We start from the raw sequence: 25,759 nt of genomic DNA on the forward strand, positions 1-25,759 counted from the left end.
TTATGTGTCCAGCGCTAGCCTGCGTCAGGCAATTACCCGGTCGAGCGCGGTACAGAACGCCTTCATCTCCGCTGTCGACCCCACGGTCACCCGGCTGACCGTCGGCCAGATCGGCCACGACCGACCGATCTCGACGCTCTGCTTGCGGAACGCGACCTGCATGTCTTTGGCTTGCTTCGTCTTCCAGTCGACCATGAACATGTTGGCATTGGTCGGCTTGACGCTGATCCCCCGCGCCTTGAGATGATCGAGCGTCAGACCGCGCGCCGCCTCCATCTGCGTGCGCCGCGCGACGATCAGCGACGCCGCGCTCAGGCTGGCAGTGGCGCAGGCGATGCTCGTCACCGGCAACGCGCCCGACTGCATCCCGCCGTCATAGCGCATCATCTTGGCGATATTGGTCGGGTTAGTGACGATATAGCCCATCCGCAGCCCCGCCATGCCGAACAGTTTGGAGAAAGTGCGCAGCACGATCACGTCGGGATGTTTCACCGCCAGATAGGAGGCGACCGGCACGCCCGCGAAATGGGTGTACGCCTCGTCGATCAGCACCATCGACCCGGCGGGCTTGTTCGCGATCAGCCATTCGATGTCGGCAAGCGGGGTGATCGTGCCTGTCGGGTTGTTGGGGGTGCAGATGTAATAGAGCCCCGCGTTTGGATCGGCGGCGAGCATCGCCTTGACGTCATGGGTATACTCCGCGGTCAGCGGCACCGCCTTGACCGGCGCGCCGAGCCACGCCGCGGTGCGCCCGGCGAGCTCGAACGTCGGATCGGCGGTGACGAGCCCCCTGGTCGGCGAACAGAAGCTGACCACCGCGCGACACAAAGGGTCGCTCGATCCGGGCCAGGGCGCGACATGGCCGGCGGGAACGCCTTCCACCGTCACCACCGCCTTGATGAAATCGCCGCGCTGGTCCTGCGGCGAATAGCGGTTGCCCTGCTCGATCATCTGCGCCGCCGCGGCCGCCCCCGGCGCGAGCGGGCCGGTCCAGCATTCGTTCGCGCCGATCCGTACCCTGGGTGGCACTTCCGGAGCGGGTGCAGCAGCGACACCGCTTCCCGCCGCCCACGCCGGACGCCCGAGCGTCGTGGCGGTCGCACCGACCCCGAACACCGCAGCGATTCGCGCAAGATCACGCCGGGCAAACCCGCGGGTCAGCAAATCGTCGTCGGCTTCGTGGTTTAGAACAGCATATTGTGTCATCGGTCGGCCCCCCGTCGTGAACAAGTCCGTCCCGTCCTGGTCAGGCTCGCCGGCCCTTGGTGATAGAGTGTTCCGCACAACGGATGTGCGCGCTATTGGTCAAATGGCGCAGGCGCAAAGGATAGTGGGATTGTACTTTCCTTCCGTCATCCCCGCGCAGGCGATAGGAGGTTGGTCGTCACCCCGCGCCCTAAAGCTGCCGTCATGCTGAACTTGTTTCAGCATCCACCGCGCAACAGGGATAGTCCGGACTCGCGGAGGGCTGGATCCTGAAACGAGTTCAGGATGACGGATGGTTTTGTAGAACTGCCGCCGTCGCGGCAATGACGGCTAGCGGGCAACGCCATCACGCCCCCCGTTGACTTTCCCCCACATCCAGCTATCAGCGCCGCTCTCCCGACCCGAGTTCGCTTGGGGAAGGACCGTCCGAGACAGCAGGTGGCCGAATTCCGTCGGTCTTAATGCCCTGCCGAGACGGGGACAGGATTTCCGCCGATACCGGGTTCGCCCGCGTTCCGGCTTGCCGCCCTCCGCATCGCCCCCGTGGCGAATGAGCGGGCGTCGCTCCCATTCCCCATCGCTGGACACTTCCGGGGTGCATCTGCGCCCTGGTTCGTAACCGGTCGTGCCGTTCGCGGTGCGGCCAAAAAAGTGGAGAATGGCATGGATCGTGCTCAAAAGACCGAGCTCGTTGCAGAGCTGAACCGCACTTTTGCCGAAGTCGGCGTGGTGGTCGTCACCCGCAACCTCGGCATGACCGTTTCGCAGTCGACAAAGCTGCGCAACGCGATGCGGGATGCTGGCGCGAGCTACAAGGTCTCGAAGAACAAGCTTGCCAAGATCGCTCTGGACGGCACCGACTACACCCCGCTGGGCGACATGCTCACGGGTCCGGTCGGTCTCGCCAGTTCCATCGACCCCGTCGCGGCTGCCAAGGTGGCCGTGGAATTCGCGAAGACGAACGACAAGTTCGAAATCGTCGGTGGTGCGATGGGTGCGACCGTCCTCGACGTGGACGGCGTGAAGGCACTTGCGACGATGCCGTCGCTGGACGAACTGCGCGCGAAGATCGTGGGCCTCCTGGTTGCTCCTGCAACCAAGCTCGCGACGATTGCCCAGGCGCCTGCGGCTCAGCTCGCTCGTGTGCTTTCGGCCTATGCCGAAAAGGACGCCGAACAGGAAACGGCGGACGCCTGACATCTGTCGGGTATTCGAGATCTTTTGAACTGAAACCATGGGGCGATGCCCCTGTTACTGGAGACTACACATGGCAGACCTCAACGCGCTGGTTGACCAGCTTTCGGCCCTCACCGTCATCGAAGCAGCAGACCTGTCGAAGATGCTCGAAGAGAAGTGGGGCGTTTCGGCCGCAGCAGCAGTCGCAGCAGCTCCGGCAGCTGGCGGCGGCGCAGCAGCACCGGCTGCTGAAGAGCAGACCGAATTCGACGTCATCCTCACCGGCGACGGTGGCAAGAAGATCAACGTCATTAAGGAAGTCCGCGCGATCACCTCGCTCGGCCTGACCGAAGCGAAGACGCTGGTCGAGTCGGCTCCCAAGGCCGTTAAGGAAGGCGTTTCGAAGGACGAAGCAGCCAAGATCAAGGCGCAGCTCGAAGCAGCTGGCGCGACCGTCGAAGTCAAGTAAGGCAGGCGAAGGGCGGCGGGCAACCGACGCCCTTCCCTTCCGGACCTTGGTTCGAACCGAAAAGGGCGGCCCCTGCGAGGGGGTCGCCCTTTTTGCGTTTGGGGGGTGACGGGCCTGTGCGGGACGAGCCTCAAGCCCCCCCTTCAGGAGCGTCGGGTGAACAGCGCCCCGCGCTATTCAGGTCATGCCGGGGACATGGCCGACCCGAAGCTGGGTTGGGGTGGGGAAGTGCCTCGCAGAGAATAGCGCCCGCATTGCCCCGCGACCCAAACCCTGCCCTTCGAAGGGCCTGCCGACGCCGAATACTACACCATCCGTTCGGGCCTAGACGACAAAGCCGATGCCGCTAGGGAAAGCCTCGCGCAAGGGCACAGCGGCCGGCTCAAGCGCCAAGATTGCAGGCAACCGGACGCCAACGCGCTGCGGTAACATTACCAGCTAGCCGCTCGACGCCATCGCTGCACTGTGGGTCTGTTCCTTGCACGTCGCCATCCCGCCCCCATTCTAACAATTAATCACACGGCCGACCTCCCGATGGGCTCGTATAGAGTTGCCACGTGCTGCCTTATTGACCTGTCGCTTTGGACTATTGTTGACAGTTCAGAATCACGATACGCTACCGATACGAAATACTGGTCAGCCTGGGAGGAAGGAATGCGTGGAGCTTTTCTTGGTATGATCGCGTCTATTCTCGTTCCGACACCCCCTGCCGAAGCTCAACAAGGGCCTTCAGGACAAGGAAATGGGCCGAACAACAGCGGCACGAGGGATTTCAACCAGCAGCAAAATTTCCGAGATTTCTACGTCGGCGTCGCAGACTCGGACCGATCGACGATGCGTGCGGTCCCGGCGTCGCCCAAGGACATCGTGCAAGGGTTAGAGGTCCATGACGAAAAGGGCCTTCTCGTCGGCAGAATCGAGACGGTCGGCAAAGGCTTTGCGACCGTGGCAAGCGCGGTCGGTAGCGTCGAGGTAGATTTTTCATCCGTTGCAAAGAACAAGAACGGGCTTTTGATCAACATGCCAAAGAGCAAGATCGACGCGTTGATGACGCCCGCTCATCCAGCACCGTGAGGTTTCGACCGGCTAAGACGCGATCGACGGGACTATCTATGGTCGCTCGTCCCGGTACGCTGAACCAGACGTCCGTTGCTGACTTTCCGCCGGACCTCCCCATGCCACTCCAAGCGGAGCAAGTGCTCATTTCGTTCCGACCCGTGCCTCACCGCGATCGAAGAGGCGGCGCATTTGCGATGACAGGCTGGGGCTGCTCGGCCAGCATCCGCACCCCCCGCCGCTCCGCGACAAACCGCGCCGCGCGCAGTTGCACCGCCGCGATCATCACCACCATGATGCTGACCAGCACCGCGTCGAGCGCGAGCATTCCCCACATCACGCCCGCGGACTGCCCCATCGCGTAGCGATTGAGCCCCTGATGTACGGCACTGAACGGCAACCGAGTGACGAAAACCATCGGCAAGACGGCGAAATACCACCAGCCGGTCGCGCGCGCAGACTCGAGCGGACCGAAGCCGGTCGTCCCGATCGCGGCGTTGACGAACCACAGCAGCAGCAGCGGCTCGAGCAGTTGCTGGCCTAGCCCGAAGACGAGCCGCACCCCCATCACCGCCTGCCCCGTACCCGCCTGCCCGCCTGGCGCAGCCCCGAGCGCCGCGAGGATCGGCTCGGCATAGATGATCGCTAGCGCGGGGACCAACTGGAACAGCACCACCCCCGCATAGCGCCGCCACGCCAGCGCGGGCACGCGCAACGCCGCGCGCGCATCGCCCAGCACAAGGAAGCGCACCACGAAGAACGCGAGGCCCCATGTCGCGAACATCTTGGGCCAGCCGAGCGCCATCCGCACCGGCGTCAGGCTCGCCGCCTTGCGCACCGCGCGATCGGTCGAGAAGAAGCCGGTGCGGACTTCGATCACGTGCTGCACCAGCTCGATCGCGATCATCCCCGCGACGAGCCACGGCAATGCGCGCATCGCCTTCGTGCCATCGACGAACCCGCCCGCCCAATTTGCGAAAAAGCGTTTCATGCTGTTTCCCCTTCTGCTTCGAACCGCAAGATATCCCCCGGCTGGCAGTCGAGCGCCGCGCAGATCGCCTCGAGCGTCGAGAAGCGGATCGCACGCGCCTTGCCCGTCTTGAGGATCGACAGATTGACGACGGTCAGGTCGACCGCGGCGGCGAGCTCCGTGAGCGTCATCCGCCGTTCGTGGAGCATCGCGTCCAATGTGACGACGACCGGCATCAGACCGTCATCGCCAGATCGTCGCGCATTTCCGTGCCGCGCCGGAATACGCGGGCAAGCACGAACAGCATGAGCACGGTGATCCAGCCGCTGAACGACGGGTTCCAGTCAACGAAATCGAACCGCATCAGCCGTGCCCAGCCGGTGAACGCCCCCAGTCCGAGGTCGAGCACTTGCAAGACCAGCATTCCCCAGGCGATCGTCTGAAGCCGTACGGCGTTGGCCTCGGTAAACGGGTCGCCTGCGCGCACCGTGTCGACGATCGCGAGCAGCGCCAGGAAGATCCGCCGCAGCACGACAGCGGCACCGATCGACGCCAGCATCAGCAGCCGTATCCCCCACACAATCGCCGCGACATCCATCGTCGGCCCGTATTTGTATGTCAGCCGTGCGAGCAGCGCGCCGCTCATCGGAAACGAGACGAGGATCGCGACCGCGAACAACACCCCCGCCGCGACGTTGATCAGGAGAAAGCCGCGCAGGATCAGTCGTGCTGCACTCAGAACCCGGTCATGTCCCACCATATGCCACCCATATCGTTTATCGATGTATAGATTATCGATAAACGATATGTGGTCAAGTGGTAACACCGTCTGTGTACGCGATGATCGCAACGTTCTGGACCATCCGCGCGGCGGCATCGAGCCGGAACGGCTGGAGCCTGCCCCCCGTCCCCGGGTCGATCCCGATGACGAACGGCCGCGCAGTCTGCCCCTCGCCGCCCCCCGTCGCGTCATCGGGCCAGCCATAGCGCAGGTTGACCGACAGCAGCGGCACCACCATCCGCCGCCCGCCGATCTCGACCGTCTCGATCGTGTCCTTGGGGTGCATCGCCATACCGCCCAGATCGACCGCGGTCCCCGGCGGCAGGTCGAACGGCGCGGCGATCGACTTCTCGATCGGCATCGCAAACAGCGCGCTCAGCAGCGCATCATGCTGGGTCCCCATCCCAAGCAGCCGGATATCGACCCGGATCCCGGTTGCCAGCGCATCTCCGACGTTACGGACGATAATCCGGTAATCAACCGCCACGCTCAGCAGGTTGGTCCCGCCACGGGTCGCGACGCAATCGATCTCGATCCGCGCGCGTTGCGCCTGGGGGGCATCGGTGCGCGGGGTCGGTACCGCACGCGGGGCGGGAGCAACGTCAACCGGGTCGTGCGCCGCGTCATCGGTTACGATGGCCCTGGCGTCCTCCGAGTTTGAAGCCTTCGGTTCGCCCCTCCGCCGTCGCCACAGAAACACCGCCCCGGCCCCGAGCGCAACTGCAATGCCCCCCGCTACGAGGGCGAACCACGATGACCGCGCATTGCCCTGCCCTGCGGGTTGCGGCGTTGCCGTAGCAACCGGTGTCGAACTGGCCGCGACAGGCTCGGGCGAGGCTACCGGCTGCTGGGTGGAGATTGCGGTTGGGACCGGTTCGGGCGCCGCGGGCGTCGGTAGTGGTTCGGGCGCGACCGGTGTCGGCCTCGGCGCCTGGACGGGCGTAGCGACCGGCGCAGGGCGGTCGGGCACCGTCACGCGTGGCGCAGTCGTCGGACGCGGTACGGGCGTAACCCGCACGGTCGGTACGACGCGAGGCGGTTGCGCGGGTGCGGCGACCACAGGTGCGGATGGCGTCGGAGTGGGCGCTGGACGCGGCGCGGTGGCACCGGTGGTCGGCTGCGCATCCGGGGCAATCCGCGGCGTCGGACGCGAGGAAGGGAGGCTGAATCCGTCGAGATCGGGAAGCGGGGTCGCGGGCGCAGACGTCTGCGCGACCGCTGCGGGTGCCAGAAGGAGCGCGAACGCGACGGGAGCGGTGCGGGAGATGGTTTTCACAAGATCGCCCATAGCGACAATCGCGCAACCGCCAAAGCGGCGCTTCGAATTGGCCCGCCCAACCCGCCGCACGCGATGTTCCGTTCACCGCCCGGTCGGACTAGACGCCTTGTCACCCCACGATTTGACAGGCTCGGACCCCGTCCCTATATGGCGCACTCCACCACAGTCTTCGGGAAATGACGTGCCGTCGCGCAGCATGTCGATCGTATTGGGATTGTGGTTTCACGAGACGCATGAAAGCTGCTGTCGTTCCACCCCTGTGGAGGACATGCGGCTTTTTGCGTTTTGGGCGTGCCCGCCCGGGCGTTTCCGGGCACGAATTTAGAGCTTGAGGGCAAAAACTCCATGGCGACCAAGGCAACCAACGAGGGCACGGCCAAGCCGCGCGCAGCAGAAAGCGGCACTGCCAAGCGCCGCATCCGCAAGGTTTTCGGCAACATCCACGAAGTCGTGCAGATGCCGAACCTGATCGAGGTCCAGCGCGAGAGCTACGAGCAGTTCCTGCGGTCCGACCCGTCGATCGGTTATGTCTCGGGTCTTGAGAAGACTCTGCGCAGCGTTTTCCCGATCCGCGATTTCGCCGGCACCGCCGAACTCGACTTCGTCAATTACGAGCTCGAGCCCCCCAAGTTCGACACCGACGAATGCCGCCAGCGCGGCATCACTTATGCGGCGCCGATGCGCGTCACGCTGCGCCTGATCGTGTTCGAGGTGGACGCCGACACCGATTCGCGTTCGGTCCTCGATATCAAGGAGCAGGACGTCTACATGGGCGACATGCCCCTGATGACGGGCAACGGCACCTTCATCATCAACGGCACCGAGCGTGTCATCGTCTCGCAGATGCACCGTTCGCCGGGCGTCCTGTTCGACCATGATCGCGGCAAGACCCACGCATCGGGCAAGTATCTGTTCGCTGCGCGCGTCATTCCGTATCGCGGCTCCTGGCTCGATTTCGAGTTCGACGCCAAGGACATCGTCAACGTCCGCATCGATCGCAAGCGCAAGCTCCCGGTGACGGCGCTGCTCTATGCGCTCGGCATGACCGGCGAGGAGATCCTCAACCACTTCTACAACCGCGTGACCTTCGTCCGCGGTCAGGGTGGCTGGATCATCCCGTTCCAGCCCGAGAACTGGCGTGGCCAGAAGCCGATGTACGACATCATCGACGCCAAGACCGGCGAGATCGTGTTTGCCAACGGCCAGAAGATCAGCCCGCGCGCAGCCAACAAGGCAGCCAAGGACGGCCTGACCGACCTGCTGATCCCGACCGAGGAAATCTTCGGCCGCTACAGCGCCTATGATCTGATCAACGACAACACCGGCCAGATCTATATCGAGGCGGGCGACGAAGTGTCGGCCGAGAACCTCGAACTGCTCGACCAGGCCGGGATCGACCGGATCGAACTGCTCGACATCGATCACGTCGCGACGGGTCCGTGGATCCGCAACACGCTCAAGGTCGACAAGGCCGAGGAGCGCGAGCAGGCGCTGTCCGACATCTACCGCGTCATGCGCCCGGGCGAGCCGCCCACGCTCGAGACCGCAGAGTCGCTGTTCAGCGGCCTGTTCTTCGATCCCGACCGGTACGATCTGTCGGCCGTCGGTCGCGTAAAGCTCAACATGCGTCTCGACCTCGACGTCGAGGACACCGTGACCACGCTCCGCACCGAGGACATTCTCGAGGTCGTCAAAACGCTCGTGAACCTCAAGGACGGCAAGGGCGACATCGACGATATCGACAACCTCGGCAACCGTCGTGTCCGTTCGGTCGGCGAGCTGCTCGAGAACCAGTATCGCGTCGGTCTGCTCCGCATGGAGCGCGCCGTGAAGGAGCGTATGTCGTCGGTCGACGTGTCGACCGTGATGCCGAACGATCTGATCAACGCGAAGCCCGCGGTTGCCGCGGTCCGCGAATTCTTCGGCTCGTCGCAGCTGTCGCAGTTCATGGATCAGACCAACCCACTGTCGGAAGTCACCCACAAGCGTCGCGTGTCGGCACTTGGACCAGGTGGTCTGACGCGTGAGCGCGCCGGCTTCGAAGTCCGCGACGTTCACCCGACGCACTATGGCCGCATCTGCCCGATCGAGACGCCGGAAGGCCCGAACATCGGTCTGATCAACTCGCTCGCGTCGTTCAGCCGCGTCAACAAGTATGGCTTCATCGAGACGCCATACCGCAAGGTCGTCGACCACAAGGTCACCGACGACGTTGTCTATCTGTCGGCGATGGAAGAGGCCAAGCACACGATCGCGCAGGCCAACGCCGATCTGACCGCGGATGGTGGCTTCACCGAGGAGCTCGTTTCGTCGCGTCAGGCGGGCGAATTCCTGATGGCGATCCCGAACAACATCACCTTGATGGACGTCAGCCCCAAGCAGCTCGTTTCGGTCGCAGCATCGCTCATTCCGTTCCTGGAAAACGATGACGCCAACCGCGCACTGATGGGCTCGAACATGCAGCGTCAGGCGGTTCCGCTCGTTCAGGCGGAAGCGCCGTTCGTCGGCACTGGCATGGAAGAGACCGTAGCGCGCGACTCGGGTGCTGCGATCTCGGCCAAGCGCGCTGGCATCGTCGACCAGGTTGACGCGGCGCGTATCGTCATCCGCGCAACCGGCGAGATCGATGCCGGCCAGTCGGGCGTCGACATCTACACGCTGATGAAGTTCCAGCGCTCGAACCAGAACACCTGCATCAACCAGCGTCCGCTGGTGAAGGTGGGCGACGTGATCACCGCAGGCGACGTCATCGCCGACGGCCCGTCGACCGAGTTCGGTGAGCTCGCCCTCGGCCGCAACGCGCTCGTCGCGTTCATGCCGTGGAACGGGTACAACTATGAGGATTCGATCCTCATCTCCGAGCGCATCGTCAAGGACGACGTCTTCACCTCGATCCACATCGAGGAATTCGAAGTCATGGCGCGCGACACCAAGCTCGGGCCGGAAGACATCACGCGCGATATCCCCAACGTCGGCGAGGAAGCACTCCGCAACCTCGACGAAGCTGGCATCGTGTACATCGGTGCAGAGGTCGAGCCAGGCGATATTCTCGCGGGCAAGATCACGCCGAAGGGCGAAAGCCCGATGACGCCGGAAGAAAAGCTGCTCCGCGCGATCTTCGGTGAGAAGGCGTCGGACGTGCGCGATACGTCGCTCCGCCTGCCGCCGGGTGTTGCCGGTACGGTCGTCGAGGTCCGGGTATTCAACCGCCACGGCATCGACAAGGACGAGCGCGCGATGGCGATCGAGCGCGAGGAAATCGAGCGCCTGAAGAAGGACTCGGACGACGAGCGCACCATTCTCAACCGCGCGACCTGGTCGCGTCTGCGTGAGATGTTGATCGGCCAGACGGCAACTGCCGTTCCAAAGAACGGGCCGAAAAAGGGCGTGGTCATCGACCAGGACGTCCTCGACAGCGTCGATCGTCACGAGTGGTGGAAGTTCGCGGTTGCCGACGACAAGATCCAGAGCGATCTGGAAGCGGTCAAGACGCAGTATGACGATGCCGCCAAGCTGATCCTCGACAAGTTCCACGATCGTCGCGACAAGCTCGAGCGTGGTGACGAGCTGCCGCCAGGCGTGCTCAAGATGGTCAAGGTCTTCGTCGCGGTGAAGCGCAAGCTGCAGCCGGGCGACAAGATGGCCGGCCGTCACGGGAACAAGGGCGTCATCTCGCGGATCCTGCCGGCGGAGGACATGCCGTTCCTCGCCGACGGCACGCCGGTCGATCTCGTGCTCAACCCGCTGGGCGTGCCGTCGCGCATGAACGTCGGTCAGATCTTCGAGACGCATCTCGGCTGGGCTGCCCGTAACCTCGGTCAGCAAGTCCACCGTGCACTCGAGGAATGGCGCGATGCCAACCCCGAACCCAAGGCGGGCGACATGCCCGACGCGGTCAAGGCACGGCTGCTCGAAGTCTACGGCGATCACTATGCCGCAGACATCGAGGCGCGGACTGCCGAGCAGATCATCGAGCTGACGGACAATCTGAAGACCGGCATCCCGATGGGAACGCCCGTGTTCGACGGGGCCCGTGAAGCCGATGTCTCGGCGATGCTGGAACTGGCGGGTCTCGATACGTCGGGTCAGTCGGATCTGTTCGACGGGCGCACCGGGGATCAGTTCGACCGCAAGGTGACCGTGGGCATTATCTACATGCTCAAGCTCCACCATCTGGTCGACGACAAGATCCACGCCCGGTCGATCGGGCCGTACTCGCTCGTCACGCAGCAGCCGCTGGGTGGTAAGGCGCAGTTCGGTGGCCAGCGCTTCGGCGAGATGGAGGTCTGGGCGCTTCAGGCGTATGGTGCTGCGTACACCTTGCAGGAAATGCTTACGGTCAAGTCGGACGACGTCGTCGGGCGCACCAAGGTCTATGAGGCGATCGTCAAGGGTGACGACACGTTCGAGGCCGGCATTCCGGAGAGCTTCAACGTTCTCGTCAAGGAAATGCGCTCGCTGGGTCTGAACATCGAGCTGACCACGACCGAGCATTTCGACAGCGACGGCGTCGCGATCGCGGCAGAGTAAACGGATAGCTCCCCTCCCCTTCAGGGGAGGGGTTGGGGGTGGGGCCGTGCAGCACACGCCTTCGCCCGAAAAACATAACGGCCCCACCCCAACCCCTCCCCTGAAGGGGAGGGGCTAAGGAGTTCAGATATGAACGAACTGACCAATTTCGCGAACCCGGTCGTCAAGGCCGAGACCTTCGACCAGATCCAGATCGGCATCGCCAGCCCGGACAAGATCCGCAGCTGGTCGTTCGGTGAGATCAAGAAGCCCGAAACCATCAACTATCGCACGTTCAAGCCCGAGCGTGACGGCCTGTTCTGCGCGCGCATCTTCGGTCCGATCAAGGATTACGAGTGCCTGTGCGGCAAGTACAAGCGCATGAAGTATAAGGGCATCGTCTGCGAGAAGTGCGGCGTCGAAGTCACCGTCTCGAAGGTCCGGCGTGAGCGCATGGGCCATATCGAGCTGGCCGCCCCGGTCGCGCACATCTGGTTCTTGAAGTCGCTGCCGTCGCGCATCGGCCTGCTGCTCGACATGCAGCTCAAGCAGCTGGAGCGCGTGCTGTACTTCGAGGCGTATATCGTGATCGAGCCGGGTCTGACTCCGCTCGAGAAGTACCAGCTGATGACCGAGGACGAACTCCTCGACGCACAGGACGAGTATGGCGAAGACGCCTTCTCGGCCGGCATCGGCGCGGAAGCCGTCCGCATCATGCTCCAGGACCTCGATCTCGAGGGCGAGCGCAAGGAGCTCCTTGAGGAGCTCGCGGTCACCAAGTCCGAGCTGAAGCCCAAGAAGATCATCAAGCGCCTCAAGGTCGTCGAGAGCTTCATCGATTCGGGCAACCGCCCCGAGTGGATGATCCTCGAGGTCGTTCCGGTCATCCCGCCCGAGCTGCGCCCGCTGGTGCCGCTGGACGGTGGTCGTTTCGCGACGTCGGATCTGAACGATCTGTATCGCCGCGTGATCAACCGCAACAATCGCTTGAAGCGTCTGATGGAGCTCCGCGCGCCGGACATCATCGTCCGCAACGAGAAGCGCATGCTCCAGGAGGCCGTCGACGCACTGTTCGACAACGGTCGCCGCGGTCGCACGATCACGGGCGCCAACAAGCGTCCGCTCAAGTCGCTGTCCGACATGCTCAAGGGCAAGCAGGGCCGCTTCCGCCAGAATCTTCTCGGCAAGCGCGTCGACTATTCGGGTCGTTCGGTCATCGTGACCGGGCCGGAACTCAAGCTGCACCAGTGCGGCCTGCCGAAGAAGATGGCGCTCGAGTTGTTCAAGCCGTTCATCTACGCACGTCTCGATGCTAAGGGTCTGTCGATGACCCTGAAGCAGGCGAAGAAGTGGGTCGAGAAGGAGCGCAAGGAAGTCTGGGATATCCTGGACGAGGTGATCCGCGAGCATCCGGTCATGCTGAACCGTGCGCCAACGCTTCACCGTCTCGGCATCCAGGCGTTCGAGCCCGTTCTGATCGAAGGCAAGGCGATCCAGCTTCACCCGCTGGTCTGCTCCGCGTTCAACGCCGATTTCGATGGCGATCAGATGGCGGTCCACGTGCCGCTGTCGCTGGAAGCACAGCTCGAAGCGCGCGTCCTGATGATGTCGACCAACAACATCCTGTCGCCAGCGAACGGCAAGCCGATCATCGTGCCGTCGCAGGACATGGTGTTGGGTCTGTATTATCTGTCGATGCTCAAGGAAGGCGAGCCCGGCGAGGGCATGATGATCTCCGACATGCAGGAGGTTCATCACGCGATCGAGGCTGGCGCGGTCACGCTCCACACCAAGATCATCAGCCGCGTTCCGCAGACCGACGAGGACGGCAAGCAGTATCTCAAGCGCTATGAGACCACCCCCGGTCGCATGCTGCTCGGCGAGTGCCTGCCGCAGAACCACAAGGTGCCGTTCGACATCGTCAACCGCCTTCTGACCAAGAAGGACGTCGGCGACGTGATCGACGAGGTCTATCGCCATGCCGGCCAGAAGGACACGGTGCTGTTCGCCGATGCGATCATGTCGCTGGGCTTCAAGCACGCGTTCAAGGCGGGCATTTCGTTCGGCAAGGACGACATGATCATTCCGGACGCCAAGATTGCTTTGGTCGACGAGACCAAGGGCCTGGTGAAGGACTTCGAGCAGCAATATCAGGACGGCCTGATCACGCAGCAGGAGAAGTACAACAAGGTGATCGACGCCTGGAGCCGTTGCGGCGATCAGGTCGCGAACGCGATGATGAACGAGATCAAGGCGGTCAAGCATTACGACGACGGTCCCAACAAGGGCCGCGAGAAGCCGATCAACTCGATCTACATGATGGCCCACTCGGGTGCGCGTGGTTCGCAGGCGCAGATCAAGCAGCTTGCCGGTATGCGCGGCCTCATGGCCAAGCCGTCGGGCGAGATCATCGAAACGCCGATCATCTCGAACTTCAAGGAAGGCCTGACCGTCCTTGAGTACTTCAACTCCACCCACGGTGCCCGTAAGGGTCTCGCGGATACGGCGCTGAAGACCGCCAACTCAGGCTACCTCACCCGCCGTCTCGTCGACGTGTCGCAGGATTGCGTCATCATCGAGGAGGATTGCGGGACGACCCGTGCGCTCGAAATGCGCGCGATCGTTCAGGGCGGTTCGACCATCGCGTCGCTCGGTGAGCGCATCCTCGGTCGTACGACCGCGGAAGACATCGTGGACAGCAAGACCGGCGAGATAGTGATCCCGTCGGGCACGCTGCTCGACGAGCCGATGGTTGCGCGGATCGAGGCAGTCGGGACGCAGTCGTGCAAGATCCGCTCGCCGCTGGTCTGCGAGACCAAGATCGGTGTCTGCGGCAAGTGCTACGGGCGCGATCTCGCCCGCGGTACGCCGGTGAACATCGGTGAAGCGGTCGGCGTCATCGCAGCGCAGTCGATCGGTGAGCCGGGCACGCAGCTGACCATGCGTACCTTCCACATCGGTGGTGCGGCACAGCTCAACGAGCAGTCCAACCTGGAGGCAGTGGCCGACGGCACGATGGAATATCGTGATCTTCGCACCATCACCGACCAGCGTGGCCGCCGCGTCGTGCTCAGCCGCTCGGGTGAAATCGCGATCGTCGACATGGACGGTCGCGAGCGTGCGGTGCACCGCATTCCGTACGGCGCATACGTGCTGTTCGACGATGGCCACATCGTTGAAAAGGGCGATCGTCTGGCGGAGTGGGATCCCTTCACCATGCCGGTGATCACCGAGAACCCGGGTGTCGTGAAGTATCAGGATCTGATCGAGGGCAAGACGCTCACCGAGCAGGCCGATGAAGCGACCGGTATCTCGCAGCGTGTCGTCATCGAATATCGCGCCACGACCAAGGCCAAGGAGGATCTTCGTCCGCGCCTCACCCTTACCGGTGCAAGCGCAGAAGAAGCCGGCCGTTACATGCTGGTTCCGGGCGCGACGCTCTCGGTCGAGGATGGAGCGACGGTTTCGGGCGGTGACGTTCTGGCCCGTGTCAGCCGCGAAAGCGCCAAGACGCGCGACATCACCGGCGGTCTGCCGCGTGTTGCCGAGCTGTTCGAGGCGCGCAAGCCGAAGGAGAATGCGATCATCGCAAAGGTCTCCGGCCGCGTCGTGTTCGGCAAGGATTACAAGGCGAAGCGCAAGATCGGTATCCAGCCCGAGGACGGCGGTGATGTCGTCGAGTATCTGGTGCCGAAGTCGAAGGTCATCGACGTGCAGGAAGGCGATTACGTCAAGCGCGGCGACAACCTCATCGGCGGCTCGCCTGATCCGCACGACATTCTCGAAGTGCTCGGCATCGAGCCCTTGGCCGAATATCTCGTGTCGGAAATCCAGGAGGTTTATCGCCTCCAGGGCGTGAAGATCAACGACAAGCACATCGAGACGATCGTTCGTCAGATGCTGCAGAAGGTCGAGATCACCGACGGCGGCGACACCACGCTGCTCGCCGGCGAGCAGGTCGATCGCGACGAGATGGACGAGATCAACTCGAAGATCGACAAGAAGGAGCGTCCGGCCCAGGGCAAGCCCGTCCTGCTCGGCATCACCAAGGCGTCGCTGCAGACCCGCAGCTTCATCTCGGCGGCGTCGTTCCAGGAGACCACCCGAGTCCTCACCGAGGCTTCGGTGCAGGGCAAGAAGGACACGCTGACCGGTCTCAAGGAGAACGTGATCGTGGGTCGCCTGATCCCGGCGGGTACGGGTGCGGGGATGAACCGCCTGCGTGTCACCGCCTCGTCGCGCGATGCGGCGCTGCGGGTTCAGCAGCGGCGTCTCGCCGAGGTTGCGATCGTCGCGCCAAACTCGGCGAAGGAAGAACATGACGCAGAGCTCGCACGATCCACGCGCGACTCGGGCGGCATCGGCAGCGATCCGCTCGCGGCCGTTACCACCAGCGGTCATGGCACCGATGCCGACGCGGGCGAGTATCTGAACAAGGAGTAACCTCCGCGTTCGGGTCTCGCGCCTGATCCGAAAAAAAGCCGCCGTCCCGGACAGCCCCGGGCGGCGGTTTTTTTATGCGCGCCTTGCGCGTAAGGCACGGCGATGGCCCGCCTGATCCTGCTCAACAAACCCTATGACGTCCTGTCGCAATTCACCGACGCGAAGTCCCCAACCCCGCGCGCGACGCTGTCCGACTATGTCGCGGTGCCGGGGGTCTATCCCGCGGGGCGGCTGGACCGCGACAGCGAGGGGCTGATGCTGCTGACCGACGACGGGCGATTGCAGGCGCGGATTGCGGACCCGAAGTTCAAGCTGCCCAAGACCTATCTGATCCAAGTCGAGGGCGACCCGGACGACGCTGCGCTGGCGCCGCTGCGCAAGGGGGTGGCGCTCAAGGACGGGATGACGCTGCCGGCCGAGGTCGAGCGGATTGCCGATCCGGCGTTATGGCCGCGGGATCCTCCGGTGCGGTTTCGCAAGAGCGTGCCGGATGGGTGGATTTCGCTGACGATCCGGGAGGGGCGTAACAGGCAGGTGCGGCGGATGACCGCTGCTGTAGGGTTTCCGACCTTGCGGCTGGTGCGGTGGCGGATCGGGGAGTGGACGATCGAGGGGCTGGCGCCGGGGGAGATGCGGGAGGTTTCTGTCTTTTAAGTGCGCTCTCGGTGAGACACGGCCCCACCCCAACCCCTCCCCTGAAGGGGAGGGGCGAGCGTGTTGCTCAGGCCGCTACCCTACAAGCACAGGGAGATTCTTTTTCAAGCCCCTCCCCTTCAGGGGAGGGGTTGGGGTGGGGCCGTGCAGCAAAGCCCCCCTCAGCCATCTCAACCAGAAAGCGCCACAGCCCGCTCCCGCAACCGCTCGATCGCAGCAGCATGGATCCCCGGCACACACGTCACCACTCCGAACGCCTGCGCTCGCGGCGTATTGAATGCGAGCGGCTGCCCCAGCGCATCGGTAACGCGCGCGCCCGCCTCAGCAGCGATCAGCACGGCGGCGGCAACATCCCATTCCCAGCCCCAGCGCAAGGTCGCGACCAGATCAGCCTCGTCCGCCGCAACCATCGCAATGCGCAGGGCAATCGAATTGGGTTTCGCCACCACGACCAGATCGCGATCGACCTTGGGCAAAGCGTCGGTCGGCACACGCGACCCGCTGAACGCCCGCCGATCCCCGACCGCGATCCGCGCATCGTTGCGCCACGCCCCCTGCCCCAGCTCCGCACGAAACACCTGCCCGCGCGCGCCCGCGTCGAGCACACCGATCACCGGACGCCCCGCATCGACCAGCGCGACAGACACCGCCCAACCGTCACGCCCGCGAATATAATCGCGCGTACCGTCGATCGGGTCGACCACCCACAGCCGCGTGCAGCCCAGGCGGTCGGCATTGTCCGCCGTCTCTTCGGAAAGCCACCCGGCATCGGGGAGCAGCGCGCTCAGCCGATCGCGCAACAGCGCATTCACTTCTAGGTCGACCGCACACACCGGATCGCCCGGGCTCTTCTCCCACCGAACGAAATCGGTGCGCCACTGCCGCAGCGCGAGCGCGCTCGCTTCCGCGACCACCGCGGCAACCGCGTCGGTCAGCCCCGCCTCAACCACTGGCGACGGTCATCCCCTCGACCCGGAGCGTGGGGACGTTCGTGCCATAACGGAACTCAAGATCATTGGCGGGCGTGAGGTTGCGGTACATGTCGCGCAGATTGCCCGCGATCGTGAATTCGGCGACCGGTCCGGCGATCTGCCCATCGACGATCCGGAACCCGGCGGCGCCGCGCGAATAATCGCCGGTCACGCCGTTGACGCCCATGCCGATCAGCTCGGTGACGAACACACCGCTCGCAATGTCGCCGATCAGCGTCTGCACCGGCATCTTCCCCGCGACCATGTGGAGGTTGCTCGGCGATACACCCGGAGCGCCGCCGACGCCGCGTGCGGCATGGCCGGTCGGCTCGAGCCCCAATTGCCGTGCCGATGCGCTGTCGAGCAGCCACGCTTCCAGCATGCCGTGCTCGATGATCGCGCACGGGCTGACCGGCAGCCCCTCGCCATCAAACGGGCGTGAGCGCAGCCCGTGCGGACGATGCGGATCATCAAGGATCGTCACGCCAGTCGAAAACACCTGGGTGCCCAGCGCGTCGAGCAGGAAGCTTGTCTTGCGCGTGATCGCGCCGCCCGAGATCGCGCCGACCAGATGCCCGAGCAGGCTCGACCCGACACGCGGATCGAACACCACCGACATCGGGCCACTGGCGAGCCGTCCGGGATTGACCCGCGCCACCGCGCGCTCGCCGGCCTTGGTGCCGATCGCTTCCGGGGCTTCGAGCGCGCGCCGGTGCCGCGCGGAGCTGTACGCATAATCGCGCACCATCTCGCCGCCGCCCTCGGTTGCGCCCGCCAGGACGCTGGCGGAGAGGCCGTAGCCCGTCGCCGCATAGGCCGCGGCGAACCCGTGGCTGGTCGCAAGCGCCCAGATCGACCGCGATCCGCTGGCCGAGCCGCCTTCGCTGTTGGTGACACCGGGCACCGCACGCGCCGCATCTTCCGCCGCACGCGCCGCTTCGCGCAAGCTCTCAGGCGATGCCTCGCCACCGTCGTCGAGGTCCAACATCGGCGGTGCGCCGTGCATCAGGCGTTCCTTGGGCGCGAGTCCGGCCCAGGCGTCCTCGGGGGCTTCCCGCGCCATCGCCACCGCTCGCTCGACCAGTGCTCTGATCGAGTCTTCCGAAAGGTCGGAGGTGGAAACGCTCGCCGAGCGCTTGCCGACGAAGACGCGCAACCCAAGGTCCGCGCTTTCAGACCGTCCGACATCCTCAAGCGCACCAAGCCGGACGGATATGTCGAGCGACATATCCGCGGCATAAACGGCGTCGGCGGCGTCAGCGCCCGCAGCAGCGGCGCGGGCAACGATATCGGCAGCGCGATCCTGCGCTTGTTCGGGTGTCAGCATCAGCCGGACTTAAGGTGTCCCACCGCTCGATGCTAGAGCGGTTTCGCGCGACGCCACCTTCCCCTCCATGCTTCAGACGGTTGTCCCTACGACGACGCAGGCAAGGAACACCAACAACCCCGCGAACCGGTTCGACCGGAACCGCGCAAGCGCACCGGCGCCGTCATCGGGCGACAGCGTCGCCACCTGCCAGACGAAGTGTACCGCCACCGGCAGCAATGCCGCGACCGCAAGCCAGTCCGGGCGCAAGGCCCAGATCGCGCCACCCCACAGCGCGAGTGCGGCCCCGTAAAATCCGGCCACGCCTGCGCGCACCTGGCTTCCCATCCGCAAGGCCGACGAGCGGACACCAATCAACGCATCATCCTCGCGATCCTGCAGCGCGTAGATCGTATCATAGCCGACGACCCAGCAGATCGATCCCGCGTACAGCAGCAGCCCCGGCAGCGAGAGCGTCCCCGTGATCTCCCCCCAGCCAACCAGTGCCGCCCAGGAGAAGACCAGCCCGAGCCAGATCTGCGGCCACCACGTGATCCGCTTCATAAAGGGATAGGCAGCAACCGGCGCGAGGCTGCTCAGCGCAATCACTGCCGCGAACCAGTGCAGTTGCAGCAGGACGACCAGCCCGATGAGACACAGCAACACCAGCCAAACCGCCGCCGCCTTGACCGACACGGCCCCGCTGGCCAGCGGCCGACTGCGTGTGCGCGCAACTTGGCGGTCGAGGTCGCGGTCGACGATATCGTTGAAGACGCACCCCGCACCGCGCATCGCGATGCTCCCGAGCAGTAACCACAGGATCAAGTCCCACCGCTCGATCGCCGCGCCAGCCAACGCGATGCTCCACGCACCCGGCCAGAACAGCAGCCACCAGCCGATCGGCCGATCGAATCGCGCGAGTAAAGCGAAGGGTCGTACGCTCGCGGGCAACACCCCGATTATCCCGCTATGTTCGGTGTCGGGGGTCAGATGCGGGGCGGAGGGATCGGGTACGGGCATTGCGCTGCCGTAGCGAAGAGTTCGGGACTGGGAAATGCGTGGCGGCGTCTGTACCACCACGAAAAAGGCCCCCGACCCGAGGGGCGGAGGCCTTTCGTACCGATCAAGCCGTATGGCTTACTTGTTGTCGTCCTTGACGCCGATCGTCGGGACCGAGACGGTCTCCTTCTCGGTCTTGACCTTGGGCACTTCGACGGTCTTCTCCGACGTGCCGACAACGACTTCCTTCGAGTCCATGTCGACCTTCGGCAATTCGCCACCCTTGACCGAAACCTCGGGGAGTGCACCGCTCTTGGTCACGTTCGCGCTCCAGAAGCCGGTCGCGAACAGCAAGCCAATGACGACCGCGATCACCACGAGGATGATGAGGATCGTGCGGCCCGCGCCGCTGCGCTTCTCGATGACAGGGTCGGTGCTGCGGTAGTCGGACATGGTTGGCTCCCTTTGGTAACGTTTTGTAATGACGACACTGAAACGAGATATGCGACGAGTGGTTCCGTGGAACTGACGAACGACCGCGCAACCGATCCCGCCTACCCCTTGAGCTGACGCGCATTTCTCCCCAAGCCTTGCTGCCCGGGGTGGCGCCGCGGGACATCCGCGGGCAACATGCCGCCTCGCTTTCGCCACCAGCGGTCGTCACAGCGGTCGTCACAGCGGTCGTCACAGCGGTCGTCACAGCGGTCGTCACAGCGGTCGTCACAGCGGTCGCACCGCGTTGACCGGCTTTCACCTAGTCGCAATCGATTTTACGATCCCGGAGAACCCTGCCCTTGGTCCATCTTTCCGTCGCGATCGGACGCTTTTTCGAAGCGTTGCTCTGGGCATTGGCGCGCAGCGTGGGAATGGTCGCGGCGTGGGTGGTTCTCGGCGCGATCACGGTCGCACTGTTAACGATGCTGATCCGCGCCGGGCTCAGGCGGCGGTAGGGCGCATCGGCTGGATCAGGTCCCAGCGATTGCCGTAAGGGTCCTCGAACACCGCAACGATGCCGTAAGGCTCATGTCGCGGGGCCTCGACGAAGCGAACGCCGCGATCGAGATAAGCCTGATGGTCCCGCGCGAAATCATCGGTTTCGAGAAACAGGAACACCCGCCCCCCGCTCTGCTCCCCGATCACAGCGCGCTGGCGTTCCGTCGCAGCCCGCGCCAGCAAGAGCCCGCCGCCTCCGCCGGAAGGCGCAACCACGACCCAGCGCTTGTCCGCGCTCAACCGTCGATCCTCGTGCAGCTCGAACCCCAGTTGACCGACGTAGAAAGCGATCGCGCTATCGTAATCGTCGACCAGCACGGCGGTCAGCGCGATTCGTTGCGGCATCAGGACATCCTTCCATGAGGGCGCATCACACCAGTGCCGCCAGTCGTGCTGCGCGAACACGGTCCTTGGGTCTGCCGAAGTCGCGCAATAGCACACCCAGTTCCGCCCGATCGGGAACGAAGACGCTGCCCCCTTCCACGTCCACCGCCAAGCGGGTCTGCGGTCGCACCGCCTGCCAGCCATGCGCCGTCCGGTAACGGAACCCCGCCATCAACTCGACCGGAAGCGGGGCAGCCATCCACGTCCCGAACAGGTCCGACCGGAACTGCGGATGGACGGCTTGAGGATGCGGTGTAATGTCGAGCGCAGAGAACAGCCGCCTGGCGTCGCCAATGCTCAGCAGCACGTCGACATCCGCGACATCGTCCAGATCCACGCCGTGAAGCGCCACTGCCGCACTGGCGATCACCCACCACGGATCGTGCGCGGCCTGCATCACCTCGCCGACCGCACGCAGGGTAAGCGTGAGCGCGGAACCGGGCGTCATCGGACGTTCCGGCCCGTCCGTCCGGACGCGACGTACGAAGGCTCCACCGGACCGAACGACAGTGCGAGCAGCGCAAGAGCGACCGCAAAACTAGCCGCGCCCCAGATGCTCGCCATGCCGAACAACCGATAGGCGACGCTCCCCGCCACCGCGCCGCCGACCAGCCCGAGCCATAGCGCAAGATACGGCACCCAGCCCCACCGGTCGCCGCCCAACAGCGCGTCGGCCAGCCGCTGTCCGAATTTGACCAGCGTTCCCGTCATGTAGGTCACCCCGATGCTGACTTCCCCCGCGCGCTGGAAGGTCGTGTTCACACACCCCATCGCCACCGCCATCAGCAGCGTCGCCCAGCCGTCCGCTTCCAGCAGGTCGACCCATGCCGCAAGCGCCAGCAATCCGCCGACCGCCAGCAGGACGATGGGTTTGCGCCACGATCCCGCCACCCTGGCAACCACCGTGCCCGCGACGACGCCACCGACGAACGAAGCCAACAGCCAGATCGCCATTCGGGCCACGGCAGGGTCGCCCGCCGATCCGACCGCGAACCGCGTCGAGTTCCCGCTCATGAACGAAACGAACAAACCGCCGAGTTTGAGGAAGCCGACCGCGTCGACATACCCCGCCATGGCCGACGTGGCGGCCGCTAGCAGCCAGATGCGCGCGCCATAGCGTGTCATGGTAGATTCCTCATCTTCTCCCCCGGCGATGACCGGCCCCCAGTAGCACAGCGTGCCGGTCAGGGCATTTCTCCCGATCTGCCGCACCTCGACTGGGCTCCCCGCTTTGCCGGGGAAGCGCTCTTGCAATGCGAGCGATTGTACTGCCCCCGCGAATCCCTCTACGACGCCGCCATGCCCGCTACGCCCGCCTGGCCCCCGCAATCCACCCCGCGCCTGTTCGTTGAGCATCCGCTCGCGCCCGGCCCTTTGCGCGTCGAGGGCGCGCAGGCGCATTATCTAGCCACCGTGATGCGGATGAAGCCGGGCGATCCGGTCAAGCTGTTCGACGGCACGTCGGGCGAATGGCTTGGCGTCGCGGCAAGCGTGGGGAAGCGCGACCTGCTGCTCGACGTCACCGAACAGCTGCGCGAGCGGGAGAACGTTCCCGACCTGTGGCTGTGCGCTGCACCGATCAAGAAGGGGCGGATCGACTGGGTCGCGGAGAAGGCGTGCGAGCTAGGCGTCGCGCGGCTGGTGCCGGTGCTGACTCGCCGGACGATCATCGACCGGTTGAACGGCGAACGCCTGCGCGCACACATGATCGAGGCGGCTGAACAATGCGGGCGCACCGCGGTTCCCGAACTCGTCGAACCCGTCAAACTGACCGCACTGCTACGCGACTGGCCTGTCGGACGGGCGCTGTATTTCGCGGACGAGACGGGCGGCGTGCCCGCTGCGGCAGCCATGCGCAACGGACCGGCAAGCGCCGCGATCCTGATCGGTCCCGAGGGGGGATTCGACGATGCCGAGCGCGAAGCGATCCGCGCCGTGACGGGCGCTGTGGCGATCACGCTCGGCCCCCGCATCCTCCGCGCGGACACCGCTGCGGCGGCCGCAACCGCGTTGTGGATGGCCGCGCGCGGCGATTGGTAGGTGGCGGATCGAAACCCGCTGGCGGGCGGCGCATCCCGGCGCTAAGGCGCGACGATGACGACGCGATCCGACACCATCAAGACCTCGCCTTTGATCGAATCGCGCGACCAGCTCGTCGCCAGTTTCGCAGCTGGGGAAAAGCCGCCCGAACGCTGGCGGATCGGCACCGAACACGAGAAGTTCGTCTACGCCGACAGCGATCATCACGCGCCGAGCTACACCGAAAAGGGCGGCATCCGTGACCTGCTCGATGCGCTGCAGGCGTATGGCTGGAAGCCGGTCGAGGAGAATGGCAACGTCATCGCGATGACCGGCAGCGACGGCTCGATCAGCCTCGAGCCCGCCGGCCAGTTCGAACTGTCGGGTGCGCCGCTCGAGAACCTCCACCAGACCTGCGCCGAGACCGGTCGCCATCTGGAACAGGTCAAGGCAATCGGCGAGAAGTTCGGGATCGGCTTCCTTGGCCTCGGCATGTGGCCCGACAAGACCCGCGCCGAACTGCCGATCATGCCCAAGGGTCGCTATGCGATCATGCTGCGCCACATGCCGCGCGTGGGCACGATGGGCCTCGACATGATGCTGCGCACCTGCACGATCCAGGTGAACCTCGATTACCAGTCCGAGGCCGACATGGTGCGCAAGTTCCGCGTGGGGCTCGCGCTGCAACCGCTGGCGACCGCGCTGTTCGCCAACTCGCCCTTCACCGAGGGTAAGCCCAACGGCATGCTCTCCTACCGCAGCCACATCTGGTCGGACACCGACCCGGCGCGCACGGGGATGCTCCCGTTCGTGTTCGAGGACGGCTTTGGATACGATCGCTACACCGACTATGCGCTCGATGTGCCGATGTACTTCGTTTATCGCGAAGGCCGCTACATCGACGCCGCCGGGCTGTCGTTCCGCGACTTCCTCAAGGGGGAACTATCGGTCCTGCCGGGCGAGACGCCGACACTCGACGACTGGAACGACCATCTGTCGACCGCCTTCCCCGAGGTTCGCCTGAAGAGCTTCCTCGAAATGCGCGGCGCGGATGGCGGACCCTGGGGGCGGATCTGCGCACTCCCGGCCTTGTGGGTCGGTCTGTTGTACGACGATCAGGCGCTCGATGCAGCGTGGGATCTGGTCAAGCACTGGACGATCGAAGAGCGCCAGGCATTGCGTGACTCGGTACCGCGGCTGGGGCTCGACGCGCCGATCGCGGGTGGCAGAAAGCTGCGCGACATCGCGGGCGAAGTCCTCGACATCTCGCATGCGGGTCTTGCCGCGCGGGCGCGGCTCGATGCGGGTGGAAGCAACGAGACGGGGTTCCTCGATCCACTGCGCGAGGTCGTCCGCAGCGGCAAAGTGCCCGCGGAAGTGTTGCTCGAAAAGTATCACGGGCCGTGGGGCGGCGACGTGTCGCGAGTCTACGAGGACCTGCGGTTCTAGTCTGTCGTGACGGATCGTTCGCGGATCACCGCGACGATCTGTCGCCAGCTCTCTGCGACCGTCGGCTGATCGGGCGTGGCGGCATCTACCTGTGCCTGCGCCAAGGAAAGCGCGCGAGTGCCAAAGGTTTCGATCATAACCGTCGCCATCGTTGCGATCTTGTCGATGTCAGTGGCAGCATTCCCGTCCGCGCCTGCGTCGGACGCGCCGCGTTCCGGATCGGTATTGGTCCCTCCGGACACGGCGGTGGGCATGGCGTGACACTCCCAACTAGGCGATGCACTGCCGGATACGCGCCGGATCGATGCCGCACCATAGCGCAAAAAGATCTATTAGCGTATTGAATCTGCACCCGAGATTGATGGAAAAAGATGACGTCGCCCTTTTTCGACCCTGTTGCGCCAATGGCGCATGTGCTGACGGATCTGGCGGGCACGTATCTATCGGTCGATGACGCCTATTGCGAAATCCTACGACGCGATCGGCGCGAACTGGTCGGCAAGGCCGCTGTCCAGTTCACCAGCCCGGTGGAACAGGCGCGGCACTTGGCCCTGATCGAACAGATGCGGGAAACCGGCGAGTCGGTCACGCTGAACAAGAGCTATGTCCGGTCGGATGGCAAGCTGAAGCGCGTGCAAAACCATGGATCGGTAATCTCGGACGGCATTGGCCCCCGTCGCCTGATCGTGACGGTGCGATCCCTGCGCGATGCTGCCCCGATCGGGACGCTGGAGAGCAATTTCATCACGGTTTCGCGCATGTTGCGGGCACGGCGCGGCAGGGAGGCGGCGTTCGGTGCGGACCGGTTCGCGGGCAGCCGATGGGACATCGCACTGGCTTGCTACAAGCTCGAATGCGCCGGTCCGCACATGACCGTGGGCGACATCTGCCGCGAAACCGCGATCGACGTGTCGCGTGGGATGTTGCTGGTGCTCGAAATGGTTGCGCGGGGCGATCTCGACATCGAGCGGGCGGGGCAGACCCTCGAAGACTCATCGATCCGCATGGCACCGCGGCTTCAGCAGGATCTCGGCGCTTACCTCGCACATCATGGCGGTCCGCCCAGCCGGTGCGGCTGAGCGGCGCCATCCCGTA

The 25,759-nt window shown here is 64.7% G+C and carries 23 protein-coding genes; 10 read left to right on the forward strand and 13 right to left on the reverse strand.

All coding sequences use genetic code 11. The features are described from left to right. Positions 1-24 precede the first annotated feature (24 nt). Positions 25-1,206: a pyridoxal phosphate-dependent aminotransferase gene (locus AC3WJR_RS11625; protein ID WP_492725137.1), complete on the reverse strand. Its 1,182-nt coding sequence runs from the start codon at positions 1,204-1,206 to the stop codon at positions 25-27. 663 nt (positions 1,207-1,869) lie between these two features. Here AC3WJR_RS11625 and rplJ point away from each other — a divergent pair. The 3 genes from rplJ (at position 1,870) to AC3WJR_RS11640 (ending at position 3,925) form a co-directional block, all read left to right on the forward strand. Beyond that, positions 1,870-2,403, forward strand: coding sequence for a 50S ribosomal protein L10 (rplJ, locus tag AC3WJR_RS11630; RefSeq protein WP_492726126.1), 534 nt, complete (start codon positions 1,870-1,872; stop codon positions 2,401-2,403). 70 nt (positions 2,404-2,473) lie between these two features. Next, on the forward strand, positions 2,474-2,851 hold the full coding sequence (rplL, locus tag AC3WJR_RS11635; RefSeq protein ID WP_010217918.1) for a 50S ribosomal protein L7/L12: 378 nt from the start codon (positions 2,474-2,476) through the stop codon (positions 2,849-2,851). 654 nt (positions 2,852-3,505) lie between these two features. Then, positions 3,506-3,925 (forward strand): hypothetical protein, encoded by a 420-nt coding sequence (locus AC3WJR_RS11640; protein WP_492725139.1) that lies wholly within the window; start codon positions 3,506-3,508, stop codon positions 3,923-3,925. Between the two features lie 148 nt (positions 3,926-4,073). On the opposite strand, the gene AC3WJR_RS11645 is transcribed toward AC3WJR_RS11640, so the two are convergent. Genes AC3WJR_RS11645 through AC3WJR_RS11660 form a run of 4 tightly spaced genes read right to left on the reverse strand, consistent with a single transcriptional unit; the run spans position 4,074 to position 6,934 of the window. Beyond that, positions 4,074-4,898 (reverse strand): hypothetical protein, encoded by an 825-nt coding sequence (locus AC3WJR_RS11645; protein WP_492725141.1) that lies wholly within the window; start codon positions 4,896-4,898, stop codon positions 4,074-4,076. Further along, positions 4,895-5,113, reverse strand: coding sequence for a helix-turn-helix domain-containing protein (locus AC3WJR_RS11650; protein ID WP_131526802.1), 219 nt, complete (start codon positions 5,111-5,113; stop codon positions 4,895-4,897). The genes AC3WJR_RS11645 and AC3WJR_RS11650 overlap by 4 nt, the downstream gene beginning before the upstream one ends. Next, positions 5,113-5,637, reverse strand: a complete 525-nt coding sequence (locus AC3WJR_RS11655) for a DUF2975 domain-containing protein (protein ID WP_492725143.1) — start codon at positions 5,635-5,637, stop codon at positions 5,113-5,115. Before AC3WJR_RS11655 ends, AC3WJR_RS11650 begins: the two co-directional genes overlap by 1 nt. 52 nt (positions 5,638-5,689) lie before the next feature. Then, positions 5,690-6,934, reverse strand: coding sequence for a hypothetical protein (locus tag AC3WJR_RS11660; protein WP_492725145.1), 1,245 nt, complete (start codon positions 6,932-6,934; stop codon positions 5,690-5,692). Positions 6,935-7,282: 348 nt separating this feature from the next. On the opposite strand from AC3WJR_RS11660, the gene rpoB reads away from it, so the two are divergent. From rpoB to AC3WJR_RS11675, 3 genes are all read left to right on the forward strand, one after another. Next, positions 7,283-11,467 (forward strand): DNA-directed RNA polymerase subunit beta, encoded by a 4,185-nt coding sequence (gene rpoB / locus AC3WJR_RS11665; protein ID WP_492725147.1) that lies wholly within the window; start codon positions 7,283-7,285, stop codon positions 11,465-11,467. A gap of 129 nt (positions 11,468-11,596) precedes the next feature. Next, positions 11,597-15,889 (forward strand): DNA-directed RNA polymerase subunit beta', encoded by a 4,293-nt coding sequence (gene rpoC / locus AC3WJR_RS11670; protein ID WP_354281862.1) that lies wholly within the window; start codon positions 11,597-11,599, stop codon positions 15,887-15,889. Positions 15,890-15,991: 102 nt separating this feature from the next. Beyond that, positions 15,992-16,543, forward strand: coding sequence for a pseudouridine synthase (locus AC3WJR_RS11675; RefSeq protein WP_492725150.1), 552 nt, complete (start codon positions 15,992-15,994; stop codon positions 16,541-16,543). 170 nt (positions 16,544-16,713) lie between these two features. Here AC3WJR_RS11675 and AC3WJR_RS11680 read toward each other — a convergent pair whose 3' ends face one another. The 4 genes from AC3WJR_RS11680 to AC3WJR_RS11695 form a co-directional block, all read right to left on the reverse strand. After that, on the reverse strand, positions 16,714-17,493 hold the full coding sequence (locus AC3WJR_RS11680; protein WP_492725152.1) for a 3'(2'),5'-bisphosphate nucleotidase CysQ: 780 nt from the start codon (positions 17,491-17,493) through the stop codon (positions 16,714-16,716). Continuing rightward, a complete protein-coding gene (locus AC3WJR_RS11685) occupies positions 17,486-18,841 on the reverse strand; it encodes a TldD/PmbA family protein (RefSeq protein WP_492725154.1) in 1,356 nt (451 codons plus the stop codon). The genes AC3WJR_RS11680 and AC3WJR_RS11685 overlap by 8 nt, the downstream gene beginning before the upstream one ends. A 72-nt stretch (positions 18,842-18,913) precedes the next feature. Then, positions 18,914-19,840 (reverse strand): 4-hydroxybenzoate octaprenyltransferase, encoded by a 927-nt coding sequence (ubiA, locus tag AC3WJR_RS11690; protein WP_492725156.1) that lies wholly within the window; start codon positions 19,838-19,840, stop codon positions 18,914-18,916. A 117-nt stretch (positions 19,841-19,957) separates the two neighbouring features. After that, complete coding sequence (locus AC3WJR_RS11695) at positions 19,958-20,272, reverse strand: hypothetical protein (RefSeq protein WP_354281852.1); 315 nt, start codon at positions 20,270-20,272, stop codon at positions 19,958-19,960. A gap of 341 nt (positions 20,273-20,613) precedes the next feature. On the opposite strand from AC3WJR_RS11695, the gene AC3WJR_RS11700 reads away from it, so the two are divergent. Next, a complete protein-coding gene (locus AC3WJR_RS11700) occupies positions 20,614-20,769 on the forward strand; it encodes a hypothetical protein (RefSeq protein ID WP_492725158.1) in 156 nt (51 codons plus the stop codon). Here the strand turns inward: AC3WJR_RS11700 and AC3WJR_RS11705 are convergent. From AC3WJR_RS11705 to AC3WJR_RS11715, 3 genes are read right to left on the reverse strand one after another with little or no spacing between them, the layout of a single operon-like run. Continuing rightward, positions 20,756-21,157 (reverse strand): VOC family protein, encoded by a 402-nt coding sequence (locus AC3WJR_RS11705; protein WP_492725160.1) that lies wholly within the window; start codon positions 21,155-21,157, stop codon positions 20,756-20,758. The genes AC3WJR_RS11700 and AC3WJR_RS11705 overlap by 14 nt on opposite strands. Before the next feature lie 25 nt (positions 21,158-21,182). Next, complete coding sequence (locus tag AC3WJR_RS11710; RefSeq protein ID WP_492725162.1) at positions 21,183-21,644, reverse strand: hypothetical protein; 462 nt, start codon at positions 21,642-21,644, stop codon at positions 21,183-21,185. Beyond that, a complete protein-coding gene (locus AC3WJR_RS11715; protein WP_492725164.1) occupies positions 21,641-22,321 on the reverse strand; it encodes a YoaK family protein in 681 nt (226 codons plus the stop codon). Before AC3WJR_RS11715 ends, AC3WJR_RS11710 begins: the two co-directional genes overlap by 4 nt. Before the next feature lie 174 nt (positions 22,322-22,495). On the opposite strand from AC3WJR_RS11715, the gene AC3WJR_RS11720 reads away from it, so the two are divergent. Both AC3WJR_RS11720 and AC3WJR_RS11725 read left to right on the forward strand, forming a co-directional pair. Continuing rightward, positions 22,496-23,236: a 16S rRNA (uracil(1498)-N(3))-methyltransferase gene (locus tag AC3WJR_RS11720; protein ID WP_492725166.1), complete on the forward strand. Its 741-nt coding sequence runs from the start codon at positions 22,496-22,498 to the stop codon at positions 23,234-23,236. A 54-nt stretch (positions 23,237-23,290) separates the two neighbouring features. Next, positions 23,291-24,664 carry a glutamate--cysteine ligase gene (locus AC3WJR_RS11725; RefSeq protein WP_492725170.1) on the forward strand — a complete coding sequence of 458 codons (1,374 nt, stop codon included), beginning with the start codon at positions 23,291-23,293 and terminating at the stop codon, positions 24,662-24,664. Here AC3WJR_RS11725 and AC3WJR_RS11730 read toward each other — a convergent pair. Then, positions 24,661-24,918, reverse strand: a complete 258-nt coding sequence (locus tag AC3WJR_RS11730; protein ID WP_492725172.1) for a hypothetical protein — start codon at positions 24,916-24,918, stop codon at positions 24,661-24,663. The two genes, AC3WJR_RS11725 and AC3WJR_RS11730, sit on opposite strands and share 4 nt — an antisense overlap. 117 nt (positions 24,919-25,035) lie before the next feature. On the opposite strand from AC3WJR_RS11730, the gene AC3WJR_RS11735 reads away from it, so the two are divergent. Next, a complete protein-coding gene (locus AC3WJR_RS11735; RefSeq protein ID WP_492725174.1) occupies positions 25,036-25,743 on the forward strand; it encodes a PAS domain S-box protein in 708 nt (235 codons plus the stop codon). Positions 25,744-25,759: the final 16 nt, after the last annotated feature.

The organism is Sphingomonas sp. FW306-05-A (assembly GCF_058782275.1).